Raw genomic sequence first — 26,268 nt, 5'->3', positions numbered from 1 at the left:
TTCAGGCGATGGCGCGGATCAATTGCCGGCCAGTTCCTCCTCCAGGTCGAGATTGGTCTCGTCGAGCTGGATGATGATCGCGGTGTAGCCGATGCGCAGCAGCTCGCCGAGGCGGGCGACATTGTTGACCACCACCGCCGGGCGCTGGCTGCCCTGGCCGTTGCCGGCCGGGGCGATCAGGCCGAGCGCCAGGCCGACGGGCAGCTGGATCTCGCCATTCGCCGAGACGCTGCCGCCGGCCGGGCGGACGAAGGTGTCGATAAGGATCTGGCGCGCGTCGGCGGTGCCGCTGCCGATCACCGGCTGGTCGTTGACGATCAGCGTGCCGGTGTTGTTGGTGCGGATCTCGCCGAACACGCCGGTGACCGAGCCGCTCGGCGCCGTCACCGTGACCAGGCTGCCGTTGACCACCACGCTGATCGGGCGGGCCGAGGTGAGCGTGATCGTGGTGGGGCTGGTATAGCTGCCGGTGAGGGTGCCGTTGGTCTGGGCGGTGATGGCGCCGCCGGCGGTGACCGTCGCGCCGATCGCGCCGAGCTGCGACAGGATCGAGACGGCGCCGCCGCCGGTCACCGCCGAGGTGACTGCGCCGCTGGTGGTGACGATCGAGACCGGGCCGCCGGCATTGACGCTGCCGCTGATCGTGCCGCTGCTGGTGGTCAGGCTGACCGCGCCGGCTGCGACGATCGGCCCGGTGATCGCACCGCCGCTGGTCACCGCGACATTGCCCTGCGAGGTGATCGCCCGGCTGACGCTGCCGCCATAGCCGAGATTGACCGGGCCGCCGGCGATGATCGAGCCGCTGCCCGAACCGCCCGCGGCGATCGTCACCGATCCGCCGGCGCGGATCGGGCCGCTTTCGTTGCCGGCCACTTGCGCGTTGACGTTGCCCAGCGTGTCGAGCGTGTTGGCGCTGAACAGCTGCGAGCCGCTGAGCACCGAGGTGAAGGCGCCGGCGAGCTTCACCGTCGTGGCGGTGAAGTCGTGGCCGGTCACGGTCATCGTGCCGAGGCGGACGGCGTCGGTACCGGCATTGCCCAGGGTCACGTCGCCGCTGTTCGCGGTCAGGCCGTTGCCGGCGGTGAAGGTGACGTTCTGCTGGGCGTTGGTGGTGCCGACCAGGGCGGGCGCGATCGAGATGGCGCCGCCCGCGCCGCCGGGCAGGCTGGTGTTGAAGGTCGTGCTGCCCTGGGTCAGGCGCACCGTCGCGTTCGCGCCGCCGGTGAAGCTCAGGCTGTTGGCGGCATAGCTGGCGCCGTTGAGGACGGTGGTGCCCGCGTTGATCGCGGTCGCGCCGAGGCGGCGGAGCGCGCCGGCATTGCCCAGCGCTACCGTGCCGGTGCCAGCGTCGAGCGTCAGGCCAGCGCCGCCTGCGACCGCCGCATCGACCGTGCCGAGCGTGATGGCGCCGTTGCCGGTGGTCACGCTGCTGGCGTCGGCGAGGGTTGCAGCGCCGGTGACGGTGAAGGCCCCGCCATTGGTGGTGTAGGCGCCGTTGAGGCTGGTCGCGCCGGTGTAGCTCTGCGCGCCGGTGGTGGAGACGCCTGCGGTGGCGATCGTCGCGCCGGTGGCGGTCAGCGAGGAGAGGCCCGAGGCTGCGCCGAGCGCGACACCCCCCGCCGTGACGGTCAGCGCGTTGCCGCCGCCCGTCACCGTGCCGAAGCTGGCGTTGCCGGCGGCGGTTACGGTGGTGGCGCTGCCCAGCACGGTCGCGCCGGCGCTGAAGCTGGCGGCGTCATAGCTGCCGTTCAGCACCGTCGCGCCGGTGTAGCTCTGCGCGCCGGTGGTCGAGGCGCCGGCGGTGGTGATCGACGCGCCCGTGGCGGAGAGCGCGGCGAGGCCGGTCACCGCGCCGAGCGTGACGTTGCCGCCCGCCTCGATCGCCAGCGCCTGGGCGCCGGTGACCGTGCCGAAGCCGACATTGCCGCCGGCGATGACATGGGTGTCCTCGGCCAGGTCGGTCGCGCCGTTGACGGTGATGTCGCCGCCTGCGCTGTGCAGCCCGGCCAGGCTGGTCGCGCCGGTATAGGTCTGCGAGCCGCTGGTCACCGCGCCGTAGTTGTTCACGGCCCGGCCGGTCAGCGAGAGATCGGTCACGCCGGTCACCGAGCGGACCAGGACGGTGCCGTCGCTGCCCGCGTTGACGGTGAAGCTGCTGTTGCCGTCGCCGATGACCGAGCCCAGCCCGACGGCGAGGGTGCTGGCGGTGGTCAGGGTCGTCGATCCGGTGAGGATCGTGTCGCCGAACACGCTGAAGCCGGTGGCGCTGTAGGTGCCGCGCAGCAGCGTGCGGCCGAAATAATATTGGACGCCGGCCGTGGTGGCGCCGGCGGTGGTGATCGTCGTGCCGGTGACGGTGAGGCCGGCGATCCCGTTGACGAAGCCCAGCGTCACATCGCCGCTGCCGGCATCCAGGCTCAGCCCGGCATTCGGGCCGTTGATGCTGCGGAAGCTCGCGTCGCCGCCTTGCGTCGCCACGTTGACCACGCCGCCGGCGCCGAGGGTGGTGGCGCCGGTGACGGTGAAGGCGCCGCCATTGGTGTTGTAACTGCCGCGCAGCAGCGTCGCGCCGGTATAGCTCTGCGCGCCCGCGGTGGTGGCGCCGTTGGTGAGGATGCCGCGGCCGGTCACGGAGAGCGCGGCGAGGCCGTTGACCGCGCCCAGCGTCACGGTGCCGGTGCCGGCATCGACGGTGAGCGCCCGGGTGCCGCCGACCACGCCGAAGGTGGCATTGGCGTTCGCGGTGGTGACGCTGCTGTCGCCGGCCAGTGTCGTCGTGCCGTTGACGCTGAAGGTCCCGCCGGCGGCATAGGCGCCGTTGAGCCGCAGCGTGCCGCTATAGGTCTGCGCGCCGCTGGTGGTGACGCTCGTAGTGGTGAGGAGGGCGCCGCTGGCGGTCAGCGAACCGAGGTTCGTCGCGGCACCCAGCGTCACGCTGCCCGCGCCGGCGGCGATCGCCAGCGTGTTGCCTGCGCCGGCGATCGTGCCGAGGCCGATAGTGCCGCCGGTGGTGGCGACCGAGGTCGCGCCGGCCAGCGTCGCCGCGCCGTTGACGGTGAAGCCCGCGCCACTGGTCGCATAGCCGCCCGCGAGCGTCGTCGCGCCGGTGTAGCTCTGGGCGCCACTGGTCGAGGCACCCGAAGTGGCGATCACCGCGCCGCTTGCGGAGAGCGAGGCGATGCCGCTGACGGCGCCGAGGGTGACGTTGCCGGTACCGGCATTGACCGTGAGGCCGCCCGCACCGCCGACGGTGCCGAGGCTCGCATTGCCGCCCGTGGTGGCGATGCTGACTGCGTTGACCGTGGTCGATGCCCCGTTGACGGTGAAGGCACCGCCATTGGTGCTGTACGCGCCATCGAGGCTGGTCGCGCCGGTGTAGCTCTGCGCGCCATTGGTCGCGGCGCCGCCCGTCGCGATCGTTCCGCCGGTGACCGCAAGCGCGGCGAGGCCGTTGACCCTGCCCAGCGTGACGGCGTTCGCGCCTGCGTCGATCGCCAGCGCGCCGGAGCCGCCGATCGTGCCGAAGCTCGCATTGCCGCCCGTGGTCACGCCGGTATTGCCGGCGATGATCGTGCCGTCGGCCACGGCGAAGCTGCCGCCCGCTAGGTAGAGGCCGTCCAGCGTCGTCGCGCCGGTGTAGCTCTGGCTGCCCGTGCTGGTGACGCCGTGGGTGCGGATCGTGTCGCCGACGATGGCGAGCGAACCGAGGTCCGACGTGCCGAGCGTCACATTGCCGGTGCCGGCATCGATGCCGAGATCGCTGGCGCCCGAGGCGCCGCCAAACAGGCTGACCGCGCCGCCCGCCGTGGCGATGTCGGTGAGGGCGGCCAGCTGGGCCGCGCCGTTGACCGTGAAGGCCGCGCCGCCCGTGCTGTAGCTGCCGGCCAGCAGGGTCGTGCCGGTGTAGGTCTGCGCGCCGTCGGTGGAAACGCCCGCGGTGGCGATGGTCGCGCCGGTCGCGTCGAGCGAGGCCAGGCCCGAGGCCGCGCCCAGCGTCACCGCGCCGCTGCCCGCATCGAGGCTCAGACCATTGCCGCCGCCGGCGACGATGCCCAGCGTCGCGCTGCCGCCGTCGGTGGCGATGCCGGTCGTGCCGGTCAGGGTCGAGACACCCTGGACGGTGAAGCTGCCGCCGTCCGTGGCGTAGCTGCCGCCGAGCGAGACCGCGCCGACATAGTTCTGGTTGCCGCTGGTCGAGACGCCCGCGGTCGAGATGGTCGCGCCGGTCGCCGAGAGGCTGGCGAGCCCGTTGACTGCGCCGAACGCGATCGCGCCGGCGCCAGCATCCGCCGCCAGACCATAGGCGCCGCCCAGCGTGCCGAAGCTGGCATTGCCGCCGGCCGTGGTGACGCTGGTGTCGCCGGCGAGCGTGGTCGCGCCGCTGACGCCGAACGCCGCGCCATTGGTGCTGTAGGCGCCGTTCAGCACGGTGTTGCCCGTGTAGCTCTGCGCGCCGCTGGTCGAGGCGCCCGCCGTGACGATCTCGTCCGCGCTGATCGTGATCGAGGCAAGGCCCGTTGCCTGGCCGATGCTGACGTCGCGCGTGCCGGCGGAGGCGCTGAACGCATGGGCGCCGGTGAGGCTCGCGATGCCGATATCGCCGTCGGTCATGGTGATCGAGGTGTCGCCGGCCAGCGTCGCCAGGCCCGAGACGGTGAACCAGTCGCCGGCATAATAGGCGCCGTTCAGCGTCGTCGCGCCGTCATATTGCTGCGACCCGACCGTGTAGACCTGTGCGGCGACGATGCTCGTCCCGGTCACGGACAGGCTGTTCAGCACCGACTGGCCGAGCGAGACGGTGTTGCCGGTCAGCGTCAGATTATAGGGAGAGAGGACCGAGCCGAGGTTCAGCGCGCCGCCGGCGAGGAGCGTCGTGTCGCCGGTCAGCACCATGCCGCTGGCGATGTTCATGTCGCCGCTGGCGATGATGCTGGTGCCGAGGTTGGTGCCCGCCGCGCCTGCGCCGAAGGTGAGGTCGTTCAGCCGCAGCGTGCCGGAGATGTCGAGGATGCGCAGCGCGTCGAGCGTGACGCTCTCGTCATAGGTGCCGCCGGCGATATGGACGGTGCCGCCCGAGACGACCGCGTCGAGGCCGCCCTGCAGATTGAGCAGGGTGCGCTGGCTGCCCTGCGCGCCCGCCACGCCGCTGGTGGCGACATAGGCGCGGGTGCGGTTCGCGGCGCTATAGCCCTGGTTGTAGACGGCCATGCCGCCATTCGCCGCCGATAGCGCCAGCAGGCGGGCCTGCTCGCTGAGCGGCGTGTTCGCGCCGAGCGAGCCCGCCGAGGCGGTGATCGTCGTGCCGTTCCAGATGCCGTTCAGCCAGGTGATGATGCCCCATTCATTGCCGAAGCTGCCTTCGCTGTTGCCGGCGATGGTGAGGTTCGAGCCGTCGGTATACTGGACCGAGATCGCGCTCTTGGTGTTGTCGATCAGGTTGCCCGTCAGGGACGCATTGAGGTTGCGGCCGTCGATCAGGATGCCGTTGCGCACGCCGGTGATGGTGTTGCTGGTGACGGTGACATTGTCGGCGCCGTTGGCGACGACCACGCCGCGGGTGATCGTCGGCCAGGCATAGCTGACATAGCTCTGGTCGGCCGGGCCGAAGATCTCGAAGCCCGAGACGGTGACGCCGTCGCCGGTGATCGTGATGCCGTTGTCGCCGTCATGGCTGGCGTCGATCTTCGCGCCGGAGCTGCCGAGCAGCGAGACGCCGTTGGTGCCGATCACCGTGCCCGAGGCATAGGTGCCGGCGGCGACGTTGATCGTGCCGTTCGCCCGCACGTCGCGCGCCGCGGCGGCGATGCTCAGGCCGTCGACCACGGTGAACTGGTTGGTCCCGGCGCTGACCGCCCAGCCTTCGATCGAGCTGCTCGAAGGCGTAGCGAGCGACAGCGCATAGCCGGTCGCGTCGCTCAGGCTGGTGCGGAAGAAGGTGAACTGGCTGCCGTCCGGGCGGAAGGCGGTGTTGCGGACGATATGGTCGAAGCCCGTGATGCTCAGCGTGCCGACATCGTTGATCGCCGAGCTGTCCTGCAGATACAGGCCGTTTGCCTCGCCGAAGAGGTTGTTGCCCTCGATCGTGATGCCGGTGAGCTGCTGGTTGCTGCCGGTCGGGCCATTCGCCTGATAGAGCGCCAGGCCCCCCCAGGCATTGCCCGAGGTAGTGGTGTTGCGGACCAGCACATTGGCGCTGTCGGTGATCGAGATGCCGTTGCCGGCGAGCGCGCCGGTGACGTTCACATTGTCGATCGTCGCGCCGATCACCGAGTTCAGGTCGAGCCCGGTCTTGCGCGAGCCGCTGATCGAGACGTCGCGGATCGCGAAATCGTCGATCCGGGCGTTGCCATTGGTATCGCCGGCGCCGACCTCGACCTTGATGCCATAGGTCGAGCTGCTGACTGCGCTGGGGGCGAGCAGCGAGAAGCCGCTCAGCGAGACATTGTCGGCATGGACGCGCATGCCATAGACGCTCAAGCCCGAGGCATCGAGGATGGTGCCGCTCTCGCTGGCGCCGACCAGCGACAGGCTCTTGTCGATCATCAGCGTGCCAGCGAGCGTGTAGGTGCCGTTTGCGATGTTGATCGTGCCGCCGCTGCGTGCGTCGCGCACCGCGGAATCGATGCCCAGGCCCTGGACCACGGTGAAGACGTTGCTGTAGCCGGTGCCGGTATAGCCCTCGATCGAGCCGGTGCTCGCCGCGCCGAGGCTCAGCGCCCAGCCGGTGGCGTCGGCCAGGTCGGTACGGAAATAGGTGAACTGGCCGCCATTGCTGCGATGGCCGGTGTTGCGGACGGCGTAGTTGTAGCCGGTCAGGTTGAGCTGGCCGAAGCCCTGCGTCGTCGATTCCAGCTGGGCGAACAGGCCGTTCGCTTCCTCGAAATCATTCTGTGCGGCATCGATGTTGATGTTCGTCGTCTGGCCGTCATAGCCGCCGGCGCGGTTGGTCTGGTAGAGCGCGACGCCGCCCCAGTTGTTGTTCAGCGTATGCACGCCGTTCAGCGTCACATTGGCGCTGTCGGTGATCTGGACGCCGGCGCCCTCGGTGCCCTGGCCGTCGGCGGTGAAGTTGGTGAGGGTGACGCCGACGGCGCCGTTGATGTCCAGCTCGGCGCGGCGCGAGCCCTTCACCGTCACGTCGCTGATCGTGACGTTGCTGATCCGCTGCGAGGGCGCATAGGTGAGCGGATCCGGCTGCACCTTGATGCCGTAATTGCCGCCCGAGAGCTGGCTGCCGAGCAGGGTGAAGTTGGCGAGCGTGGTGTTGTCGGCCGCGACGAGGATCGTGCCGAGCCCGCCGCCATTGTTGACCGTGCGGCCATCGAGGATCGTGCCGGCCTGCGACTGGCCGACCAGCGCGATGCCGCGGTCGATCTTGAGCTGCGAGCCGAGCACATAGGTGCCGTCGAGGATGCGCACCGTGTCGCCATTCTGGGCGCGGGCGACCGAGGCGTCGATCGTGCTGGTGATGCGGATGTCGGGATCGCCGCCCGCCGTGATGGTGGCGCGGGCATTGGTCGAGCCGCCCTCATAGGCGAGCACGCCGCCGCGCAGGAAGCTGTTGCCGTTGTTGCGGAACACATCGTCCCAGGCGAAGACGCTGCGGAGCAGGCCGACGGTGCGCACGGGGATGTCGACGTCGAAGCTGTTGCCGGTCACCGTCACCGCGCCGGCATAGAGCTGCTGCCACGGCGTGTTGGGCATATAGCCCTGGATCTGGAAGCCGCGCATGCCGGTGAGGCTGCTGCTCAGATAGTTGTTCGCGAAGATCCGGTTCGAGGCATCGGTGGTGCGGCCGGCGCCGCCCGCGACGACGACCATCGCGCTGGCATAGGTGCCGCCCAGGAACTTGTTGCCGGTGATCGTGAAACTCTCGAGCCGGGTGCGGGCCGGATCGTTGAAGTCGTCGATATAGAGGTTGGCGGCGGTCTGGTTGCCGCTGTTGTCGATCACCGAGTTGCGCAGGGTGAAGGCGTTGCCGATCACCTCGACGGTCTTGTTGTCGCCGACGGCGGCGGGCTTGAAGCCCAGGCCCTCGATGGTGACGCCGTTGCCCGAGATGAAGTGCTGCGCGCCGAAGCCGGCCTGGTAGCGCGACGTGATGAAGGCGGCGACGTCGTCGGCATCGGTGATCGCGTTGCCGGCGGCGTCGACGCCGCGCAGGGTGATGTTGTCCTTGTAGAGGTACAGGCCGAAGCTCTGCGCGCCGGCATCGCCATAATAGCCGACGCCGGTGACGCCCTCGAGATAGTCGCCCGGGCGGACGGTGACGACTGCGCCCGACGCGGCCTCGTTGACCGCGCCCTGGATGTTGCGGCTGAGGCTGTGATAGCCGGTCGCCGAGGCGTCGGCCCAGGCGCCGGCGCCGGCCAGGGTGTTGGCGGCGAGCAGGTCGGCGAAGCTGGCGGCGGTCATCGCCGCGTCGCGGATGTAGAGGCCGCCGGCGGTATAGTCGACGCCGGCCATGTCGATCACGTTGCCGGTGACGCTGGTGTTGGTGCCGCGGGCGCGCAGCATGTTGCCGAAGCCGCCGGTGGTGCTGGCGAAGCGGTTGCCGGTGATCGTCGCGCCGACCGCGTCGATCGTCACGCCGCTGTTCAGGCCGCTATTGCCGGTCACCTGGTTGTTGGTGAACACCACGTTCGAGGTGTTGCCGCCGCCCGCGCCGCCGCCGATCGCGACCAGCTGGCGCGAGACGTTGGGGGTGGTGAACTGCTGGCTCGACGGAGCCGAGGAGGGCGCCGCGCCGACAAAGGTCTGGCCGTTGAAGATGTTGCCGTCGATCGTCAGGTTGCTGACGGTCGCGCTGTACTCGGAGACAAGGCCGAGATCGCCGTTGGCGGTGATCGTGTTGCCGCGGATCGTGGTGCCGCTGTTGTTGCCCTGCAGGTAGAGCGCGGCGTTCTCGATGCCCGGATTGCCATTGTCGATGCCGAGGATGGTGAAGCCGTCGATCGTGACATTGTTGGCGTTCGAGACGGTCACCGTGCCGAGCGCGCCGAGGCCAGCGATGCCCTGGATCGTGGTCAGGTCGCGGCCATTGGTCCCGGTGAGGGTGATGCCCGACTTGTTGATCAGGACATTCTCGACATAGGTGCCGGCGCCGACATTGATGCTCGCGCCCGTCCGGGCATCGCGCAGCGCCGCGCCGATGGTGAGGCCGGCGACCACGGTGAAGTCGTTGCTGAAGGCGGTGCCGGTATAGCCCTCGATCGAGCTGGTCGTCGGTGCGCCCAGCGCCAGCGCGAAGCCGGTCGCCTTGGCCAGGTCGGTCTGGAACCAGGTGAACTGGCCGGCATCGGGGCGCGAGCCGGTGTTGCGGATCGCATAGTCGAAGCCGGCGAGGTTCAGCTGGCCGAAGCCCTGGGTGGTCGAGGTGAGCTGGGTGAACAGCCCGTTCGCTTCGTCGAACTGGTTCTGGCCCGCGTCGATGTTGATGTTGGTAGTCTGGGCGTTGTAGCCGCTCGCGCTGTTGCTCTGATAGAGCGCGACGCCTCCCCAATTGTTGTTCAGCGTGTGGACGCCGCTGAGCGTCACGTTCGCGCTGTCGGTGATCTGGATGCCGGCACCGTCGGTGCCCTGGCCATCGGCGGTGAAGTTGGTGATGGTCGCGCCCACCACGCCGTTCAGGTCGAGTTCGGCGCGGCGCGAGCCGCTGACCGTCACGTTGCTCACCGCGAAGTTGCTGACCCGCTCGCCGGTGCCGCCCGCGGTGCTGACATGGCCGGCCGGGTTCGGCGCGACCTTGATGCCGTAATTGCCGCCGGCGAGCTGGCTGCCGAGCAGGGTGAAGTTGCTGAGCGAGACATTGTCGGCGATCACCGAGATGGTGCCGAGGCCGTTGGCCGAGACCGCGCGGCCATCGATCACCACGCCCGCCTGCGACTGGCCGATGATGCTCAGGCCATGGTTGATGACGAGCTGGGCCGAGCCGAGGCTGTAGTTGCCGTCGGCGACATGGACGGTGCCGCCGGTGACGACGGCGTTGACGCCGGCCTGGAGCGTGGCGAGCTTGCCGAGCGGGCTGCCCTGGTTGGAATTGCTGCCGGCGGGACCGACGTAAACGGCGGTGCGGTTGAGCGCCGACCAGCCCTGGTTCTGCACTTCCATCCCGCCATTGGCGGCACGCAGCGCGAGCAGGCGCTGCTGCTCGGCGAGCGGGGTGTTGGCGCCCAGCGATCCGGCCGCGGGCAGGATGGTGGTGCCGTCCGCCTGCAGGATGCCGTTCAGGTAGAGGTTGATCCCCCATTCATTGCCATAGGTGCCGCCGTGATTGCCCGTCATCACGACATTCGATCCGTCGGTATACTGGACCGAGATCGCCGACTTGGTGTTGTCGATCCTGTTGTTCAGCAGATAGGTGTTCGCGTTCCGTCCATCGACGATGATGCCGGTGCGGATGTCGTGGATGTTGTTGTTCAGCAGCTGGACGGTGTCGGCATAGCGATTGACGAAGATGCCGCGCGAGTTGGTGCTGCCCCAGGCGAAGCTGGTATAGCCGCTGGTCGCGGGGCCCGCGATCTCGAGGTTCTGGACGGTGACATAGTCGCCCCAGATGTCGATCGCGTTCTCGATGCCCGGGGTCCAGCCGATCTTGGCGACGCCCTGGCCGTCGATCCGCACGTCGCTCGCATCGACGCGCACGCCCGACCGGTAGGTGCCGGCGCCGAGCCGCAGCGTGGTGCCGAAGCCGGTGGTGCCGATCACGCCCAGCGCATCGTTGATGTAGTTGCCGAGGCCGCTGGTGTCGGTGCCGTTGTTGCTCAGGTTGAGGTTCAGCGCGGTGGCCGTGCTGATCTTGCCGGCGCCATAGATGTGCGGCGCGGTGATGTTCACCGTGCCCGAGGCGGCGCCAAGGTTGCCCGAGATGTTCACGCCCTGATCGGAACTGATCAGGATGTTACGGCTGATGCTGTTGCGGTCGTTCGCCGCGATCGTGCCGCGCAGATTGGCGCTGCCGCCCACCGCCTCGAGCACGATCACGCCATTGTCGAGCGTCGCGGAATCGACGCTGAGCGTGCCGGTGTTGACCAAATTGTCGATCAGCCCGCCCGCCGTCCTGGCCGACATCTGGATGCGGCCGCCCTCGGCGAAGACCTGGCCGTTGTTCTGGACGAGCGCGCTGCCGGCGGGCACGCCGATCTGGAGCAGGCCGTCGCCGGCGAGATCGAGCGTGAAGGCGTTGCCGGCGCCCAGCTGCACCCGGCCCGCGGTGGCGGTGATCACGCCGCTGTTGCGCACCGTCGGCGCGACGAAGGCGGCAAGGCCGAGATTGCCGGCCGAGATGTTGATGTTGCCGTTGACGACGATCTCGCCGCCGGTGTTCGCGCCGGTGATCTCCAGCGTGCCGGCGCTCGACATGAAGGCAGCCTGGTCGATGTCGCCGGTCGAGGCGATCAGCCCGCCCACATCGACATTGGCGGTGCCCGAGAACAGCACGCCGTTCGGATTGAGGATCGCGATCCGGCCATTGGCATTGAGCTGGCCGGCGATCTCCGACGGCGCGGCGCCGCTGATCACGCGGTTGACGGTGATCGACGTGACCGAAGGCTGGACGAAGGTGACGCTCGCGCCCGATCCGATGTCGAACGTGTTCCAGTTGATCACCGCGCGATCGGTGCTCTGGTTGACCGTCATGCTCGACGGGGTGGGGGTGCCGATCGTCGCCGAGCCGTGCACGACGTCGCCGCCGGTCGGCAGCGCATTCGGGGCGAGCTGGGCGCGGGCGGGATTGGCGAGCGTGATCGCGGCGAGGCCCGCCGACAGCAGCAGCGCCGAGCGTTTCAGACGGCGGCGGGCGCCCTCGCTCGAGACGATGGCGGCCTTGGCACTGTGCAGCTTGCTCATATCCCTGATCCCCATTTGGCCGTTCGGGGTGGCCAGCCCGCATTTCTCACGAACGAACGCGATCGACCGGATCGATCAGAACGACATGCCCACCGAGAAGAAGACCCGGCCGTCCTTGTCGCCGCGCGAGGCGACGGGCCGGTTGATCGGCTTGGCGAACTCCACCGAGCCATTGATGCCTGCGCGCAGCCCCAAGCGGAGGCCGAAGCCGGCGGATTCGAGCGTGCTGTGGAGCGGCTCGCCCGGCAGCGGATCGTTCTGGGCGACCCGGCCGGCTTCGTAGAAGCCATAGGGCTGGATCGAGCCACCCTTGAAGCGTCCCGCGTAGAAGAGCTCGACCCGGCCGGCGGCGCCCTTGTCGCCGGTGATCTCGGACGGGTCATAGGCATGGGCGAACTGCTCGCCGCCCAGCCCGAACTCCTCGCTCGCGAGCAGGCTCTGCCCGCTATACTGCATCGCGCCGCTGGCCTGGAAATAGAGGCCGCCGGCGATGCCATAGGCGAAGGAGACTTCGGCGTTCGCCCGGGTGAACACGCCCGAACCGGTGGCGCGCGACTTGTTGGCGTCGCCGCGCACCGTCGCGCCGAGAAAGTCGAGGCCCTGGGTGACCGAGGCGCGGACGTTCAGGATGCCGCCCCAGGGCGCGGCATAATTGCCGAAGATCTCGCCCTGCACGGTGCGAGTGGAATCGTCGAAGATCGGATCGATCACCACGTTGCGCGAGCTGCTGTCGCGGCCGATGAACACCAGCCGGCCGAAGATGTTGGCCTCGCGGCTGCGCACGAACGGATAGCGCGCGGCGAAGCCATAGGTGGCACTGCGGCCGCGCAGGTCGAGCAGGCGCAGCTCGTCGCCGGGATGCGTCGCGGCATAGCTGCCGAACGCGGTGAGGCGCAGGCCCGAATTGCCGACCGGCTGGTCCCAGGTCGCCGAGAGGAAGCCGAGTTCCCGGTGGACCGGCGCGCTGACCGCGGTGATCGAGATGCGCTCGCCGGCGCCGAGCATGTCGTTGAACGACAGCCCGCCATAGACCTGGACCGGGCCGAGCCAGCGCGAGCCGCGATTGTCGACCGCGACAAAGCCTTCGATACCCTTGCGCTCCACTGCCAGCGTCAGGTCGGCGGCGCCGACTTCGCTGGGGGAGGGGGTGAGCACCGCGCGCGCATCGACGCCTTGCAGGTCGCGGGCGAGCAGCAGCGCGCGGGTCAGCGCGGCGCCGGTGGTGGGCCGCTCGGCGGCGACGCCGGCCAGATAGCCGCGCAGATAGGGCGCATAGCCGCCGGCATCGCCCTCGATCTTGGTCGCGCCGATATGACCCTCGACCACCTGCAGCGTCAGTACGCCGCCCTCGATCCGCTGCGGTCCGACCACGGCGCGCGAAAGGACGAAACCGCGGCGGCGATATTCGGTGGTGACCGCCTCGGCGAGCTTGAACACCTCGGCGAGCGGCATGTCGCGGTTGAGATAGGGCGCGGCGATCGCATTGAGCGCCTCGACCGGCACCGCCGTCACGCCTTCGAAGCGGACCTCGCTCAGCCGGACCTGGATCGCGGAATCGGGCGTGCCCTGCTGGCGCGGCAGTTCGGGCACATCGACCGAGCGCGCGTCAGGCGTCTTGTCCGCCGGGCGAAGCCGCTCGTCGATCCGTCCCGGATTTACAGTCTGCTGGGCATGCGCCGCCTGCAACGGCACGATTGCCGCGGCGGCAAAAACAAATAGCCAGCAACGCTTGGATCCCATAGCCCCGGTTCCCCCTCCCAGAGACATGCAACCGAGCTGAGATGCGCCCGAATCGGTTGCAAGCGAGTCGGCTCTTACAATGGGCGGGGCGGACTCAGGAAGACGGACTCGGCGTTAACTATGTAATATTTGCAATAATAGGTTGATCCACAACGGGACTATTATATTATTTCCAGTTTGTTTCTAAAGCGACATGTTCTCGTCGATTTACCGCCCTGGCAGCTGCCGGGATAAACCCTTTGGTAACCATAAATACTAACCATATTCAGTGGCTTATACTTAGCTCCTTGTTAGCCTGGCCTTAGGGGGAGGCGGCGTATCCCGGTCCTCGGTTTCAACCGGGGGTTGGGGTTTTGCGTCGCGTATCTTCAACGCGGCTGGCGCTTGCCTGGGCGGCGCTGGCATCGGGGCAATCGCTGTCCGCCGCCGCGGCGGAGGCGCCCGAGTCGCGGGAGCGCGCGGACGTCGCGCTGCGCCTCGCCGATGCCCCGCGCTGGACCGACGTGCTTGCCCGTGAAGCCGGCGAGGCCGGCGGCCCCGCACCGCTTTCCCTTTATTGCAGGATGCCCGCCGACGAGTTGCCGGTGGAATGCGGCGTGCGGGGCTGGCGTGCTGCCTTTGCCGGGCTGCGCGGCCTGCCTGCGGCCGATCAGGTCTCCGGAGTCCAGGCGGTGGTCAACCGGCTACCCTATGTCTCCGATCTCGCAAACTGGGGCATGGCCGATCGCTGGGAGACGCCCGCCGAGATGTTCGCGCGCGGCGGCGATTGCGAGGACTTCGCGCTCACCAAATATTTCGCGCTGCGTGACCTCGGCTTGCCCGAGGCGGCGATGCGGATCGCGGTGGTGTGGGACAGTCAGGATGCCGAGCAGCATGCCGTGCTGTTCGTCGAGGCCGGCGGGCAGAACTGGGTGCTCGACAACAAGTTTGCCGCGCCCGTGCCTGCGGCTGATGTCGCCACCCGCTACCGGGTGATCTGGTCGGTCAACCGCGACGGCGCGCGGCTTGCCGCCCTGGACTCGGGGGAAGGGGAGGGGCCGCGCCTGCGCGTCGCGCGCGGGGGCAGGATGCTCGTGCTCCGTATCCGGCCGGTTCGCCGCGAGGCAGTCGCACCCGCGGGTGGTTTGCGTGTCGCGCGGGCTGTCGCGCCGGCAGGAATCGCGCGCCTCGGCGCCGCCCTGTCGCGCGCGGAGATCGCGGTTGCGCCGGTTGGGACCGCTTCCAAAAATCGCGAAAATTCCGTGCGAAATGCGCTGTCCCGGGCCGGCGAAATCGCGCTCGGCTACGCCGCAGACACATAATTTATCTCGGTATAGCAGATAGATAATCACTAGCCCCATTCCGAATGTAACAAAATTGAGAACGTTCTTGAGAACGCTCTCAATTTATGCTCTAAGGCTAGCATCGGAGCGTAAGACTCCACGGACATGAGGGGTGTTGGAACAGGCTGCCGCGCGCGCCACGAGGCGTCGTCGGCTTGATCTGTCGCCGAATCCGACAGCGTTGTCGGAAAAAGCTCCCCCTGGTTGGATCGGATAAACAGGCACGCCCCCAGGCGTGTACGGCGCCGTCCTGCGCGCCGAAGGGGAGAAGTGAATGCTGGTCAGCCTGCGGCACGTGGCGCGCTCGATGGCGCTACTCGCCACTACCGCGCTTGCCGGGACGATGGGTGCGCATGCGCAGGACCCCGTCGCGCCCGCCGCGTCTTCCAACGAATCCAGCAAGCCCGCAGACCCCGCCGCGCGCCCCTGGGTCGACGCGAAGCTGCCCGCCGCTGCCCGTGCGGAGATGCTGCTCGCGGCGATGACGCTCGAAGAGAAGCTGGCGCTCGTCTACACGTGGTTCCCGCCGCTGGCGAAGGACCCGGCGGCGCCCACCGACATGATCTCGTCGGCCGGCCAGCAGCCGGCGATCCCGCGCCTGGGCATCCCGGCGCTGCGCGAGACCGATGCCAGCCTCGGCGTCGCCAACCAGGTCGAGCAGCGCAAGGGCGACACCGCCACGGCGCTTCCCTCGGGCCTGGCGCTCGCCGCCAGCTTCGATCCCAAACTTGCCTATGAAAGCGGCGCGATGATCGGCAGCGAGGCGCGCGCCAAGCGCTTCAACGTGATGCTCGCCGGCGGCATCAACCTGACCCGCGATCCCTGGGGTGGCCGCAACTTCGAATATCTGGGCGAGGACCCGCTGCTCGCCGGCACGATGGCCGGGGAGTCGATCAAGGGCATCCAGTCGAACCGCATCATCTCGACGATCAAGCATTTCGCGCTGAATGCGCAGGAAACCGGCCGCTTCGTCAGCGATGCGAAGATCGGCGAGGCGGCGTTCCGCGAGAGCGACCTGCTCGCCTTCGAGCTGGCGATCGAGCGCGGCAAGCCGGGCTCGGTGATGTGCGCGTACATGTCCGTGAACGGCGACTTCGCCTGCGAGAACGCGTTCCTGCTCAACACCGTGCTCAAGCAGGACTGGGCCTATCCGGGCTATGTCATGTCCGACTGGGGTGCGGTGCATTCGACCGTGAAGGCGGCGCGCAACGGGCTCGACCAGCAGTCGGGCGGCGAGCTCGACACGCACATGTTCTTTCGCGGCGACCTGAAAAAGGCGGTGGAGAGCGGCGAGCTGCCGCTGGCCCGGCTCGACGACATGGCGCGCCGCATCCTCAACGCGATGTTCTCGACCGGCGTGATGGATGCGCCCGTGGTCGATGCGCCGCAGCCGATCGACACCGCGAAGAATGCCGAAGTCGCGCAGCGTGCCGCCGAGGCCGGGATCGTGCTGCTCAAGAACGAGAAGAATATCCTGCCGCTCGCCAAGTCGGCGAAGCGCATCGTGCTGATCGGCGGCCATGCCGATATCGGCGTGCTGTCCGGCGGCGGCTCGTCGCAGGTCCGCTCGACCGGCGGCATTCCGCTGGAGATCCCTCTCAAGAACGGCCCGGCCGCGTCCTTCGTGCGCGTGACCTGGCACGCGTCCTCGCCGCTCGCGGCGATCCGTGCGCTGGCCCCCAAGGCGCGCGTCGATTTCGTGGATGGCAGCGACCCCGACGCTGCCGCCGCGGCGGCGAGGAACGCGGACCTCGCGATCGTCTGGGCCACCCAGTGGACCACCGAGGCCGAGGATCCCGAGACGATCGATCTCGACGGCAACCAGAATGCGGTGATCGCCGCGGTCGCTGCCGCCAATCCCAGGACCGCCGTGGTGCTCAACACCGGCGGGCCGGTGCTGATGCCCTGGCTCAAGCAGGTGCCGGCGGTGCTCGCCGCCTGGTACCCGGGCCAGCGCGGCGGCGAGGCGGTGGCACGCGTGTTGTTCGGGGACGTGAATCCCTCGGGCCGGCTGCCGATCACCTTCCCGGCGTCGATCGACCAGGCACCGCGGCCCAGCGTGCCCGGCTTCGAGCAGGTCAAGGCCTCGCCCGACCGTGGGACGGACGCGCGGGCGATCAAGCCGTTCGTGATCGACTACAAGGAAGGCTCGGACGTCGGCTATCGCTGGTATGCCCGTCAGGGCGCGCGGCCGGCTTTCCCGTTCGGATACGGCCTCAGTTACACGCGCTTCGCCTATGCCAACCTCAAGGTCGAGGGCGGGGCTGCGCTTACGGTGAGCTTCGACGTCACCAATCGCGGCAAGCGCGAAGGCGCCGACGTACCCCAGCTCTATGTGACTCCGGCCACGGGCGCGCGCCCGCTGCGCCTGGCGGGCTTCGAGCGGGTGACGCTCAAGCCCGGCGAGACCCGCCGGATCACCCTCACTGCCGAGCCGCGCGTCGTCGCGGACTACGACACCGCCCGGCCGGGCTGGCACGTCGCGGCGGGAACCTATCGTGTCGCGATCGCGCGGGACGCCGGCCAGCCGGTGCTCACGGGTGCGGCGGAGTTGCAGGAGCGCCGGCTGGCGCCCTGACAGAACAGCACCGGGTGAGGCGCGCGTAGATGCGCCGGGGTGCAGAACAGAGTGGGAGGACGAAGGGAATGAAGGGAATATCCAGTGTGATGGCCGGCCTGCTGGCGTCGACCGCGTTGGTCGCGCCGGCATGGGCCCAGGACACGGCGACGGCCGTGCCGCAGGACGCCGGTGGCCAGGACGGCGAGATCGTCGTCACCGGCATCCGCGCCTCGCAGGCCAAGTCGGTCGACATCAAGCGCACCGAGACGGCGATCGTCGACGCGATCTCGTCGGAAGACATCGGCAAGCTGCCGGACGTGACGATCGTCGATGCGCTGCAGCGCATCTCGGGCGTCCAGATCCAGCGCAGCGCCGGTGAAGGTTCGACGGTCAACATCCGCGGCCTGCCGCAGGTGATCACGCTGCTCAACGGCGAGCAGTATCTGAGCCCGGGCAACCTCGGCACCGCACAGCCCAATCTCAACGACATCCCGGCGCAGCTGATGAACGCCGTGGTCGTCTACAAGTCGCAGGACACGCGCAACGCGTTGTCGGGCATCTCGGGCACGATCGACCTGCGCACCCGCCGTCCGTTCGACATGAAGGAAGGCTTCGTGTTCTCGGGGCAGGGCGAATATGCCCGGGGCTCGAACACCAAGCACAACGACTATCTGTTCAGCGGCCTGGCCAGCTGGCGCAGCGATCGCTTCGGCGCGATGGTCGGCGCGACCTATAGCCGCAACCGGCTGGGCAACAGCTATGCCGGCATCGGCGGCGGCGTGTTCGGCAACAACGACTGGGGCGGCTCCGGCGCGAACTGGATCTCGCCGCACGGCTATGAATTCTTCAACCGCGAAGTCGAGCGTACCCGCCTCGGCATCAACGGCGCGCTCCAGTTCAAGATCGACGAGGACTGGACCGTCACCGGCGAAGTCTTCCACACCGAGCTGACCGAGCACAACCGCGCCGCCGGCATCAACATCTCGAACCGCTGGAACGGGCTGGGCTGGACCACGCCGACCGACAGCACGCCTTCGGGCCAGACGGCCGGCAACGGCCAGCCCTGGCTGGACGTCAACCAGTATGATCTGAACGTGTGGTGGTTCAACTCCTTCTCGGTCAACCGCACCGCGAAGGAGCATTCGACCAACTACAATTTCCAGATCGACTACGACAAGGACAACTTCAAGTTCAGCGCCCGCGCGCTGAAGTCCAACGCCAACATGCGCAGCATGAACGGCCAGGTGCAGGGCGACCTGAGCAACTGGCAATATGGCGCCAACCGCGCTTTCGGCCTGTTCCGCAATCCGGCGGACCGCACCCGCGGCCCGTTCTATCCGTCGAGCATCGCGTCGCAGTACCCGGCTTCGCAATATTCGAACGGCGTGATCGGCTCGCGTGGCGGCCGCTACATCAACCCGAACCCGCTGGGCTATGGCCAGGACCCGCAGCTCCATCTCGACCTGCGCGGCTCGAACCCCGCGATCAGCGGCTTCGACACCGCCATCTCGGGCGGCCTGGGCGCCGGCAAGACGCTCAAGGACTATATGGCCAATCTCGACAGCTATGCTGTCGCGGCCTTCTCGTCCGAAGGCAACCAGGAGAACCATGCCAGCCTGGGCGTGTTCCGCGCCGATGCGAGCTATGACTTCGACGAGGGCGGCCTGTTCGGCCTGCTGAACCGCGTCGATGTCGGCGTGCGCCGGTCGGACCGCCAGACCCAGATCCGCAACTTCCACCTCTTCTCGAACTTCTATGGCGGCAACGGCGCCGCGGTTCCGGAAGGCTGCCTTGCGCAGTGGAAGGCGATCGACGTGGTGATGGACAATGCCCAGTGCTCGGCGGGCGAGTTCGTCTCCAACCCGCAGTATAATGCGGCGAACCCGATGGCGACGGCGCCGTCGAGCTGCGGCGCGGCGACGGTGGCCAATACGCCGACCTGCTTCCAGGGCTACACCGTCAACCGGCCGACCAAGCTCGATGCCTATACCCCGGTCTATTTCCAGACCAACTGGGGCGGGGTGGTCAACGGCATGCCCGGCCTGTGGGTGGTCGATCCCAAGGCGTTCGACGATGTGAAGGCGTTCCAGGACAAGGTGTTCGGTCCGTCGACCGAAGTGACCATCCCGGGCAACACCTATGACGTCGATCTGGTCGAGGAGAGCGCGTACCTGAACACCGCCTTCGGCACCGGCGGGTTCAAGGCCAATCTGGGCCTGCGCGTGGTCAACACCAAGCTGACCGTGAAGCAGAACCTCACCGGCGACACCCGCGCCTATGGCGACACCAACCTGGATGTGGGCGACGTGGTCTCGCGCCGTTCCTATCTCGACTGGCTGCCGACGGTGACGCTGTCGTACGACTTCACCCGACAGCTGCGCCTCCGCGCGGCCTTCGCCAAGACGATGATCCCGCTGGATCTCGGCAATTATGGCGGCGGCCTGACCATCTCGACGGCGGACTCGCAAGGGCCGACGCCGACGAACCCGGATGCCGCGCCCGTGGGCGTGCGCCAGGTGACCGGCGCCAGTTCGAGCGGCAACCCGAACCTCAACCCGTGGCGTTCGAACAACTACGACCTCAGCCTGGAATATTATCTGGGCCGGGCCTCGATGTTCAACATCGGTGCGTTCAAGCTGGACATCAACAGCTTCGTCCAGAGCCGCACCACGCCGGGTGCGGGCCGCTTTGCGGACGGCGACGGCGTGATCCGCCGCGCAGTGCCGGTGACGCAGCCGGAACAGGGTACGGGCGGTTCGCTGCAGGGATTCGAAGTGGGGGCCAAGCTTGCCTTCAGTGACCTGATCGGCAGCGGCTTCTTCCGCAACTTCGGTATCGACGCCAACTACACCTATTCGGACAGCAAGCAGAACGGCCGTGCATTGAACGGCGAGCGCTTCCCGTTCCCGGATAACTCGAAGAGCCAGGTCAACCTGGTCGGCTGGTACCAGGACGATCACCTGCAGCTGCGCGTGGCGTACAATTATCGCACGCCGCGCCTGGCTTCCACTTTCGGCGGCATCGGTATCTACCAGGATACCGCGCAATATGTGGACGCCAACGTGACCTACAACATCAACGACGCCTTCGCGGTGTACGTGAACGGCTCGAACATCTTCGGTGAGCGCGAGCGCTACTACTTCCAGTTCGACGACGACTCGAAGCAGTATCATTCGCAGAACCGGTTCGAGCCGCGCTTCTCGGGCGGCGTGCGCGTCCGCTTCTAAAGAGCCAACCCTCCTGGGCCGGCAGTCTCTCATGGGCTGCCGGCTCATTTTTCAGGGGCAGGCCGTATTTCGGAAGGCAGGGGGCGGTTTCGCTTGCGATACCGTTACCAAGACGATCAGATACCATCATGAAGGACGGGGGCATGGCCAGCGGCGCGATCGAGCGTGTCGTCATCGTCGGCGGGGGTACCGCCGGCTGGATGGCGGCGGCGGCGCTCGGTGCCTATCTTGCGGGGACAGGCACCCGCATCACCCTTATCGAAAGCTCGGAGATCGGGACGATCGGCGTCGGCGAGGCGACGATCCCCACCATCCGCCGCTTCTATGCGCAGCTCGGCATGGGCGATGCCGAAGTGATGCGCGCCTGCGAGGCGACCGCCAAGCTCGGCATCCGCTTCGTCGACTGGAAGCTCGGCACCAGCTTCGTCCATCCCTTCGGCCGCTTCGGGCAGGACCTGCGCGGCATCGATTTCCACCATTTCTGGCTGAAGGCCCGCGCGGCAGGCCAGGCCGCGCCGCTCGAGGAATATTCGCTGGGCGCGATGCTCGCGCGCGAGGGCCATGCCAGCGTGCCGCTGCCCAATCCGCCGAGCCAGCTCTCGGTGTTCGACTGGGCGCTGCATTTCGACGCCGCGCTGTTCGCCGCGCACATGCGGGCCTATGCCGAGCGCAGCGGCGTCACGCGGATCGACGCGAAGATCACCGACGTGTCGCTGCATGGCGAGACCGGCTTCATCGAGAGCGTGACGCTGGACAGCGGCGAGCAGGTCGCCGGCGACCTGTTCATCGACTGCTCGGGCTTTCGCGGCCTGCTGATCGGCGAGGCGCTGGGCATCGGCTACCAGGACTGGTCGCACTGGCTGCTCTGCGACGGCGCGTTCGCGGTGCAGAGCGAGCGGGTGGGGCCGCCGCCGAGCTGTACTACCGTCACAGCGCGCAGTTCGGGCTGGCAATGGCGCATTCCGCTGCGAACCCGCGAGGGAAATGGTATCGTGTTCGCGAGCCATTTCCAGAATGACGACGATGCGCGCGCCGAATTGCTCGCCAATGTGCTGGGCAAGCCGACGATGGAACCGCGCCGCCTGCGCTTCACGCCGGGCCGCCGCGAAGTCGCATGGGCGAAGAACTGCGTGTCGCTTGGCCTCGCCTCGGGCTTTCTCGAGCCGCTGGAATCGACCAGCATCGCGCTGATCGAGACGGGCATCGAGCGGTTGAAGAATCTCTTTCCCGACAAGGGCTTCGATCCCGCCGTTATTGCTGAATACAATATCCAGAGCGCCGAGGAGATGGAGCGCGTCCGCGACTTCATCATCCTCCACTACCATCTCAGCACCCGCGAAGGCCCGTTCTGGCAGGCCTGCCGCGAAATGACGCTGCCGGACACGCTCAACGCCAAGCTCGACCTGTGGCGCGCGCGCGGTGCCTTCATTCGCTATCGCTGGGAGATGTTCCACCCGGCATCCTGGCTCGCCATCTATGGCGGATATGAGCATCTGCCCGAGCGGATCGATCCCGGCGTCGCCGCGGTCGATGTGCCTGAGCTTGCCCGCGCGCTGGAGCAGATGCGGGCAGCGGTGGCGCGCACCGTCTCGGACACGCCGACCCATGACGAATTCCTCGCGACGGTGGATGGCGCCGCTGCCGAGCCGATAAGGACCAGTGCATGAACAACCCCGACGCGCTGCGTAAGGTCTGCATCGTCGGCGGCGGCACCGCCGGCTGGATCGCCGCCGCGGTGATGGCGCATCACATGAAGGGCAGGCTCTTCGAGATCGAGCTGGTCGAGAGCGACGATATCGGCACGATCGGGGTGGGGGAGAGCACGATCCCGCCCTTCATGGAGCTGATCGCCAAGCTCGACATCAACGAGCAGGATTTCGTCCGCCAGGTCCAGGCCAGCTTCAAGCTCGGCATCGAGTTCAAGGACTGGTACAAGAAGGGCGAGCGCTATTTCCATCCGTTCGGCGATGTCGGCCAGCGGATCGAGCTCAGCGACTTCTACCAGTGCTGGCGCAAGGCGACGCTTGCCGGGCACGACTTCCCGCTCCAGGACTTCGCGCCCGCCAGCGTGATGGCGCGGGAAGGGCGGTTCATGCTGCCGTTCAAGGCGCAGCGCACCCCGATCGCCGGCGCTTCCTATGCGCTGCATGTCGATGCCAAGCGCGTTGCCCAGTATCTGCGCGGCCATGCCGAGGCGCGGGGCGTGAAGCGCACCGAGGGGATCGTCACCGACGTCGCGCTCGACGATCGCGGCTTCGTCTCGACGCTGACGCTCAAGGACGGGCGCACGGTCGATGCCGACTTCTTCATCGATTGCTCGGGTTTCCGCGCGCTGCTGATCGAGAAGACGCTGGGTACCAGGTTCACCGACTGGTCCAACTATCTGTTCTGCGACCGTGCCATCGCCGCGCAGACCGAGAATGTCGGCCCGCCGCGCCCCTATACGCTAGCGGAGGCGCAGGATGCCGGCTGGCGCTGGCGCATCCCGCTCCAGCACCGCACCGGCAACGGCCATGTCTATTCCTCCGAGTTCATGAGCGACGAGGAAGCGACGCGCATCCTGCTCGACAAGGTGGAGGGCGAGGTGGTCGCCGGGCCGATGGTGGTGCCGTTCCGGACCGGGGTGCGCGAGCAGATCTGGCACCGGAACGTGCTCTCGCTCGGGCTCGCCTCGGGCTTCATCGAGCCGCTGGAGAGCACTGCGATCCACCTGATCTATCGCGGCATGGACTTCTTCTTCCGCTTCCTGCCCGATCGCCACTGCGATCCGGCGTTGGCGGACGAATATAACCGCCGGATGGTGGCGGACTATGTCGAGATCCGCGACTTCATCGTGCTGCACTATTGCACCAGCGCGCGCGACGACACGCCGTTCTGGCGCAAGGTGCGCGACATGGAATGGCCGGACAGCCTGCGCGAGCGCGTCGAGCTGTTCCGCTCGAACGGATCGCTGCGCGAAGGGCTGGACGAGCTGTTCCGTTCGGTCAGCTGGTTCTCGGTGCTCGACGGTATGGGCGTGCGCCCGCGCACCTATCACCCGCTGGTCGATCGGATCGACGAGGCCGGGCTCTATGCCGGGCTGAATACGGCGCGTGACCAGCTCGCGGGATTCGTCCAGCAGCTGCCGACCCAGCAGCAGTTCATCGATGCGCATTGCCGCGCCGAGAAGGTCGACCTCATGCGCCCGGCGACTGCCGCCTGATGCAGAAGAAGCGCGCGATCACGATCAAGGACGTGGCGGCAGAGGCGGGGGTCTCGCTGCAGACGGTGAGCCGCGTCATCAACAAGGGGCCGAACGTCACCGCGGGGGTGCAGGCGCGCGTCCGGCTGGCGATCGACAAGCTCGGCTACGTGCCGAGCCTAGCCGCGCGACGGCTGGGCGGCTCGCGCTCCTACCTGATCCTCGCCTTCAACGACGAGCGGCCGACGCTCGAGGGCTGGCAGTCGCGGCGCGGCAATGACTGGGTCGACCAGATGCTCTATGGCGGCATGCTCAAATGCGCCGAGCATGGCTATCGCATGCTGTTCGAACTGGTGGATTCGCATTCGGACCAGCTGGAGGGGCAGGTCCAGGCGGCGCTCTCGGCGCTGCACCCGGACGGGGTGATCCTGACCCCGCCACATAGCGACGACACGCGGATCACCGACCTGCTCCACCGCAACGGACTGATCTTCGCGCGGCTGGGCTCGCACCGCGACGCGGAGGGCTTCGCCGTCTACATGGACGACGAGGCGGCGGCGCGGCGGGCGACCGAGCATCTGCTCGATCTCGGCCACACCCGCATCGCCTATGTCCAGGGGCATCCCGAATACGCGATGAGCCCGGACCGGCTGCACGGCTTTACCAGCGCGATCGAGGCGCGGGGGCTCAAGGTCGATCCCGCCTATCTCCAGCCCGGCGACTTCACCTATGAGGCGGGTGTCGATGCGCTCAATATGCTGGCGAAGCTCGAGGTGCCGCCCACCGCGGTGCTGGCGAGCAGCGACGAGATGGCGCTGGGCGTGCTCCATGCCGCCGGGCCGCTGGGGCTCTCGGTGCCGGGCGACCTCTCGGTGGTGAGCTTCGACGATACGCCGACGGTGCGGATGAGCGTGCCTGCGCTGACCGCGATCCGCCAGCCGATCGCGGCGATGACCGCGCGGGCGGCCGAGCTGCTGATCCAGGGCAAGGCACGCGGCGAGGTGGCGAACGACCATCATTTGCTGCCCTTCGATTTCGTCGTCCGCGAATCGACTGCGCCGCCGCGGCGTTGACTTGGTTCCCGCTGCGAACGATGGTCCGCCGCCCATGCATTTCACTTCGCCAGGCCGCGGCTTCATCCTCCTTTACGCGCTGGCCTATGCGGGCATGTTCGTCAGCTTCATGCCGTTCGTCATGGTGCTGCTGCCGTTGAAGGCGGCGCAGGCGGGGGGCGGGCATGCGGTGCAGCTGCTCAGCGCCGGCGCGCTTGGCGGGGCGGCCGTGGCCAGCGTCACCAACATCCTGTTCGGCGCGCTGAGCGACCGGACATTGCGCAGGCGAGGGACGCGGCGGCCGTGGATCGCCGCGGGGCTGGGGGCGCTCAGCCTGTCCTATGGCTTCCTGCTCGTCGCCGCGGACCCGGTGAGCCTGCTGCTTGCAGTGACCTGCATCCAGATCGGCATCAACATGATGTTCGCGCCGGTCGCCGCGGTGATGGCCGATGCGATACCCGACGCGCAGAAGGGCATGGTCGCCGGCCTGACCGGCGTCGCGCACCCGATCGGTGCGCTCGCCGCGGTGCTGATCACGCTGCCCGGGCTGGGTGGGGACGCGGTGCGCTATGCCCTGCTGTGCCTGTTGTTCACCGCGCTGATCGCGCCCTTCCTGTTGCTTGCGCGCGAGAGTGCGATGCCGATGCAGGCGTCTGAGGCGCCGCAGATCGAGCAACGCCGCTTCGACTTCATCCTCGCCTGGGCCTCGCGCATCCTGTTCCAGGTCGCGGGCAACGGCCTGGCTACCTATGGCTTCTTCTATTTCCTCGCGGTGCTCGACCGGGAGGACATCAGCAAGACCAGCGTCGAGGCCAATCCGATCGTCGCGACGATGACCGGATCGACGATCGTCGCGGTGCTGCTCACCCTGCTGGCGGGCCGGCTCTCGGACCGGATGATGCGCCGCAAGCCCTTCCTCGCCGCCGGGGCGGTGGCGATGACGGCGGGACTGACGGTGATGGCGTTCGCGAAGGCCTGGGGCGTGGCAGCGATCGGCCATGCACTGGCGCTGTCGGGGCTCAGCGTGTTCCTGGCGATCCACTCGGCGATCGCGATGCAGCTGCTGCCATCGCCCGAGCATCGCGGGCGCGATCTGGGCATCCTCAACCTCACCAATACGCTGCCGGCAATGGTCGCGCCGTTGCTCGCGCTGGCGCTCGCGCCGGAGAAGACCGGCTATATGCTGTGGCTGCTGATCCTCGCGCTCGGCACGCTCGCTGGCGGCGCGGTGTCGCTCTGCATCCGGACGCAGGATTGAAGCTGCGTGAAGGGGGATGCCTTTCCACCATTTCCATGTGCTCCTGCGAAAGCAGGAGCCCAGGATGACGAAGTACCTGAT

Annotated in this window: 9 protein-coding genes; 7 read left to right on the top strand and 2 right to left on the bottom strand. The window is 68.0% G+C overall.

Annotation, left to right across the window (positions count from 1 at the left end):
- Window positions 1-18: 18 nt before the first annotated feature.
- Window positions 19-11,847, bottom strand: a complete 11,829-nt coding sequence (locus J2W22_RS17660; protein ID WP_307119532.1) for a beta strand repeat-containing protein — start codon at window positions 11,845-11,847, stop codon at window positions 19-21.
- 75 nt (window positions 11,848-11,922) lie between these two features.
- The gene (locus J2W22_RS17655) at window positions 11,923-13,587 is read right to left on the bottom strand and encodes a ShlB/FhaC/HecB family hemolysin secretion/activation protein (protein ID WP_307119531.1); all 1,665 of its coding nucleotides are present in this window, start codon (window positions 13,585-13,587) and stop codon (window positions 11,923-11,925) included.
- Between the two features lie 353 nt (window positions 13,588-13,940).
- On the opposite strand from J2W22_RS17655, the gene J2W22_RS17650 reads away from it, so the two are divergent.
- The 7 genes from J2W22_RS17650 to J2W22_RS17620 all read left to right on the top strand — a co-directional run bounded on the left by J2W22_RS17650 (window position 13,941) and on the right by J2W22_RS17620 (window position 26,187).
- Window positions 13,941-14,888: a transglutaminase-like cysteine peptidase gene (locus J2W22_RS17650; protein WP_307119530.1), complete on the top strand. Its 948-nt coding sequence runs from the start codon at window positions 13,941-13,943 to the stop codon at window positions 14,886-14,888.
- A gap of 295 nt (window positions 14,889-15,183) precedes the next feature.
- Window positions 15,184-17,487, top strand: a complete 2,304-nt coding sequence (locus J2W22_RS17645; protein ID WP_373422988.1) for a beta-glucosidase — start codon at window positions 15,184-15,186, stop codon at window positions 17,485-17,487.
- 68 nt (window positions 17,488-17,555) lie between these two features.
- Window positions 17,556-20,696 carry a TonB-dependent receptor gene (locus tag J2W22_RS17640; RefSeq protein ID WP_307119529.1) on the top strand — a complete coding sequence of 1,047 codons (3,141 nt, stop codon included), beginning with the start codon at window positions 17,556-17,558 and terminating at the stop codon, window positions 20,694-20,696.
- Between the two features lie 128 nt (window positions 20,697-20,824).
- Entirely contained in the window at window positions 20,825-22,363 is a 1,539-nt protein-coding gene (locus J2W22_RS17635; RefSeq protein WP_307119528.1) for a tryptophan halogenase family protein, read from the top strand.
- Window positions 22,360-23,898 carry a tryptophan halogenase family protein gene (locus J2W22_RS17630; protein WP_307119527.1) on the top strand — a complete coding sequence of 513 codons (1,539 nt, stop codon included), beginning with the start codon at window positions 22,360-22,362 and terminating at the stop codon, window positions 23,896-23,898. Before J2W22_RS17635 ends, J2W22_RS17630 begins: the two co-directional genes overlap by 4 nt.
- The gene (locus tag J2W22_RS17625) at window positions 23,898-24,950 is read left to right on the top strand and encodes a LacI family DNA-binding transcriptional regulator (RefSeq protein ID WP_307119526.1); all 1,053 of its coding nucleotides are present in this window, start codon (window positions 23,898-23,900) and stop codon (window positions 24,948-24,950) included. The genes J2W22_RS17630 and J2W22_RS17625 overlap by 1 nt, the downstream gene beginning before the upstream one ends.
- A 34-nt stretch (window positions 24,951-24,984) precedes the next feature.
- The gene (locus J2W22_RS17620) at window positions 24,985-26,187 is read left to right on the top strand and encodes an MFS transporter (RefSeq protein WP_307119525.1); all 1,203 of its coding nucleotides are present in this window, start codon (window positions 24,985-24,987) and stop codon (window positions 26,185-26,187) included.
- The last annotated feature ends 81 nt before the right edge of the window (window positions 26,188-26,268 follow it).

The sequence above is a fragment of the Sphingomonas kyeonggiensis genome (assembly GCF_030812785.1).
GTDB lineage: Bacteria > Pseudomonadota > Alphaproteobacteria > Sphingomonadales > Sphingomonadaceae > Sphingomonas > Sphingomonas kyeonggiensis_B.
Note: the sequence above shows the minus strand (reverse complement) of the source record. Positions and strands in the feature narration are given on the sequence as shown.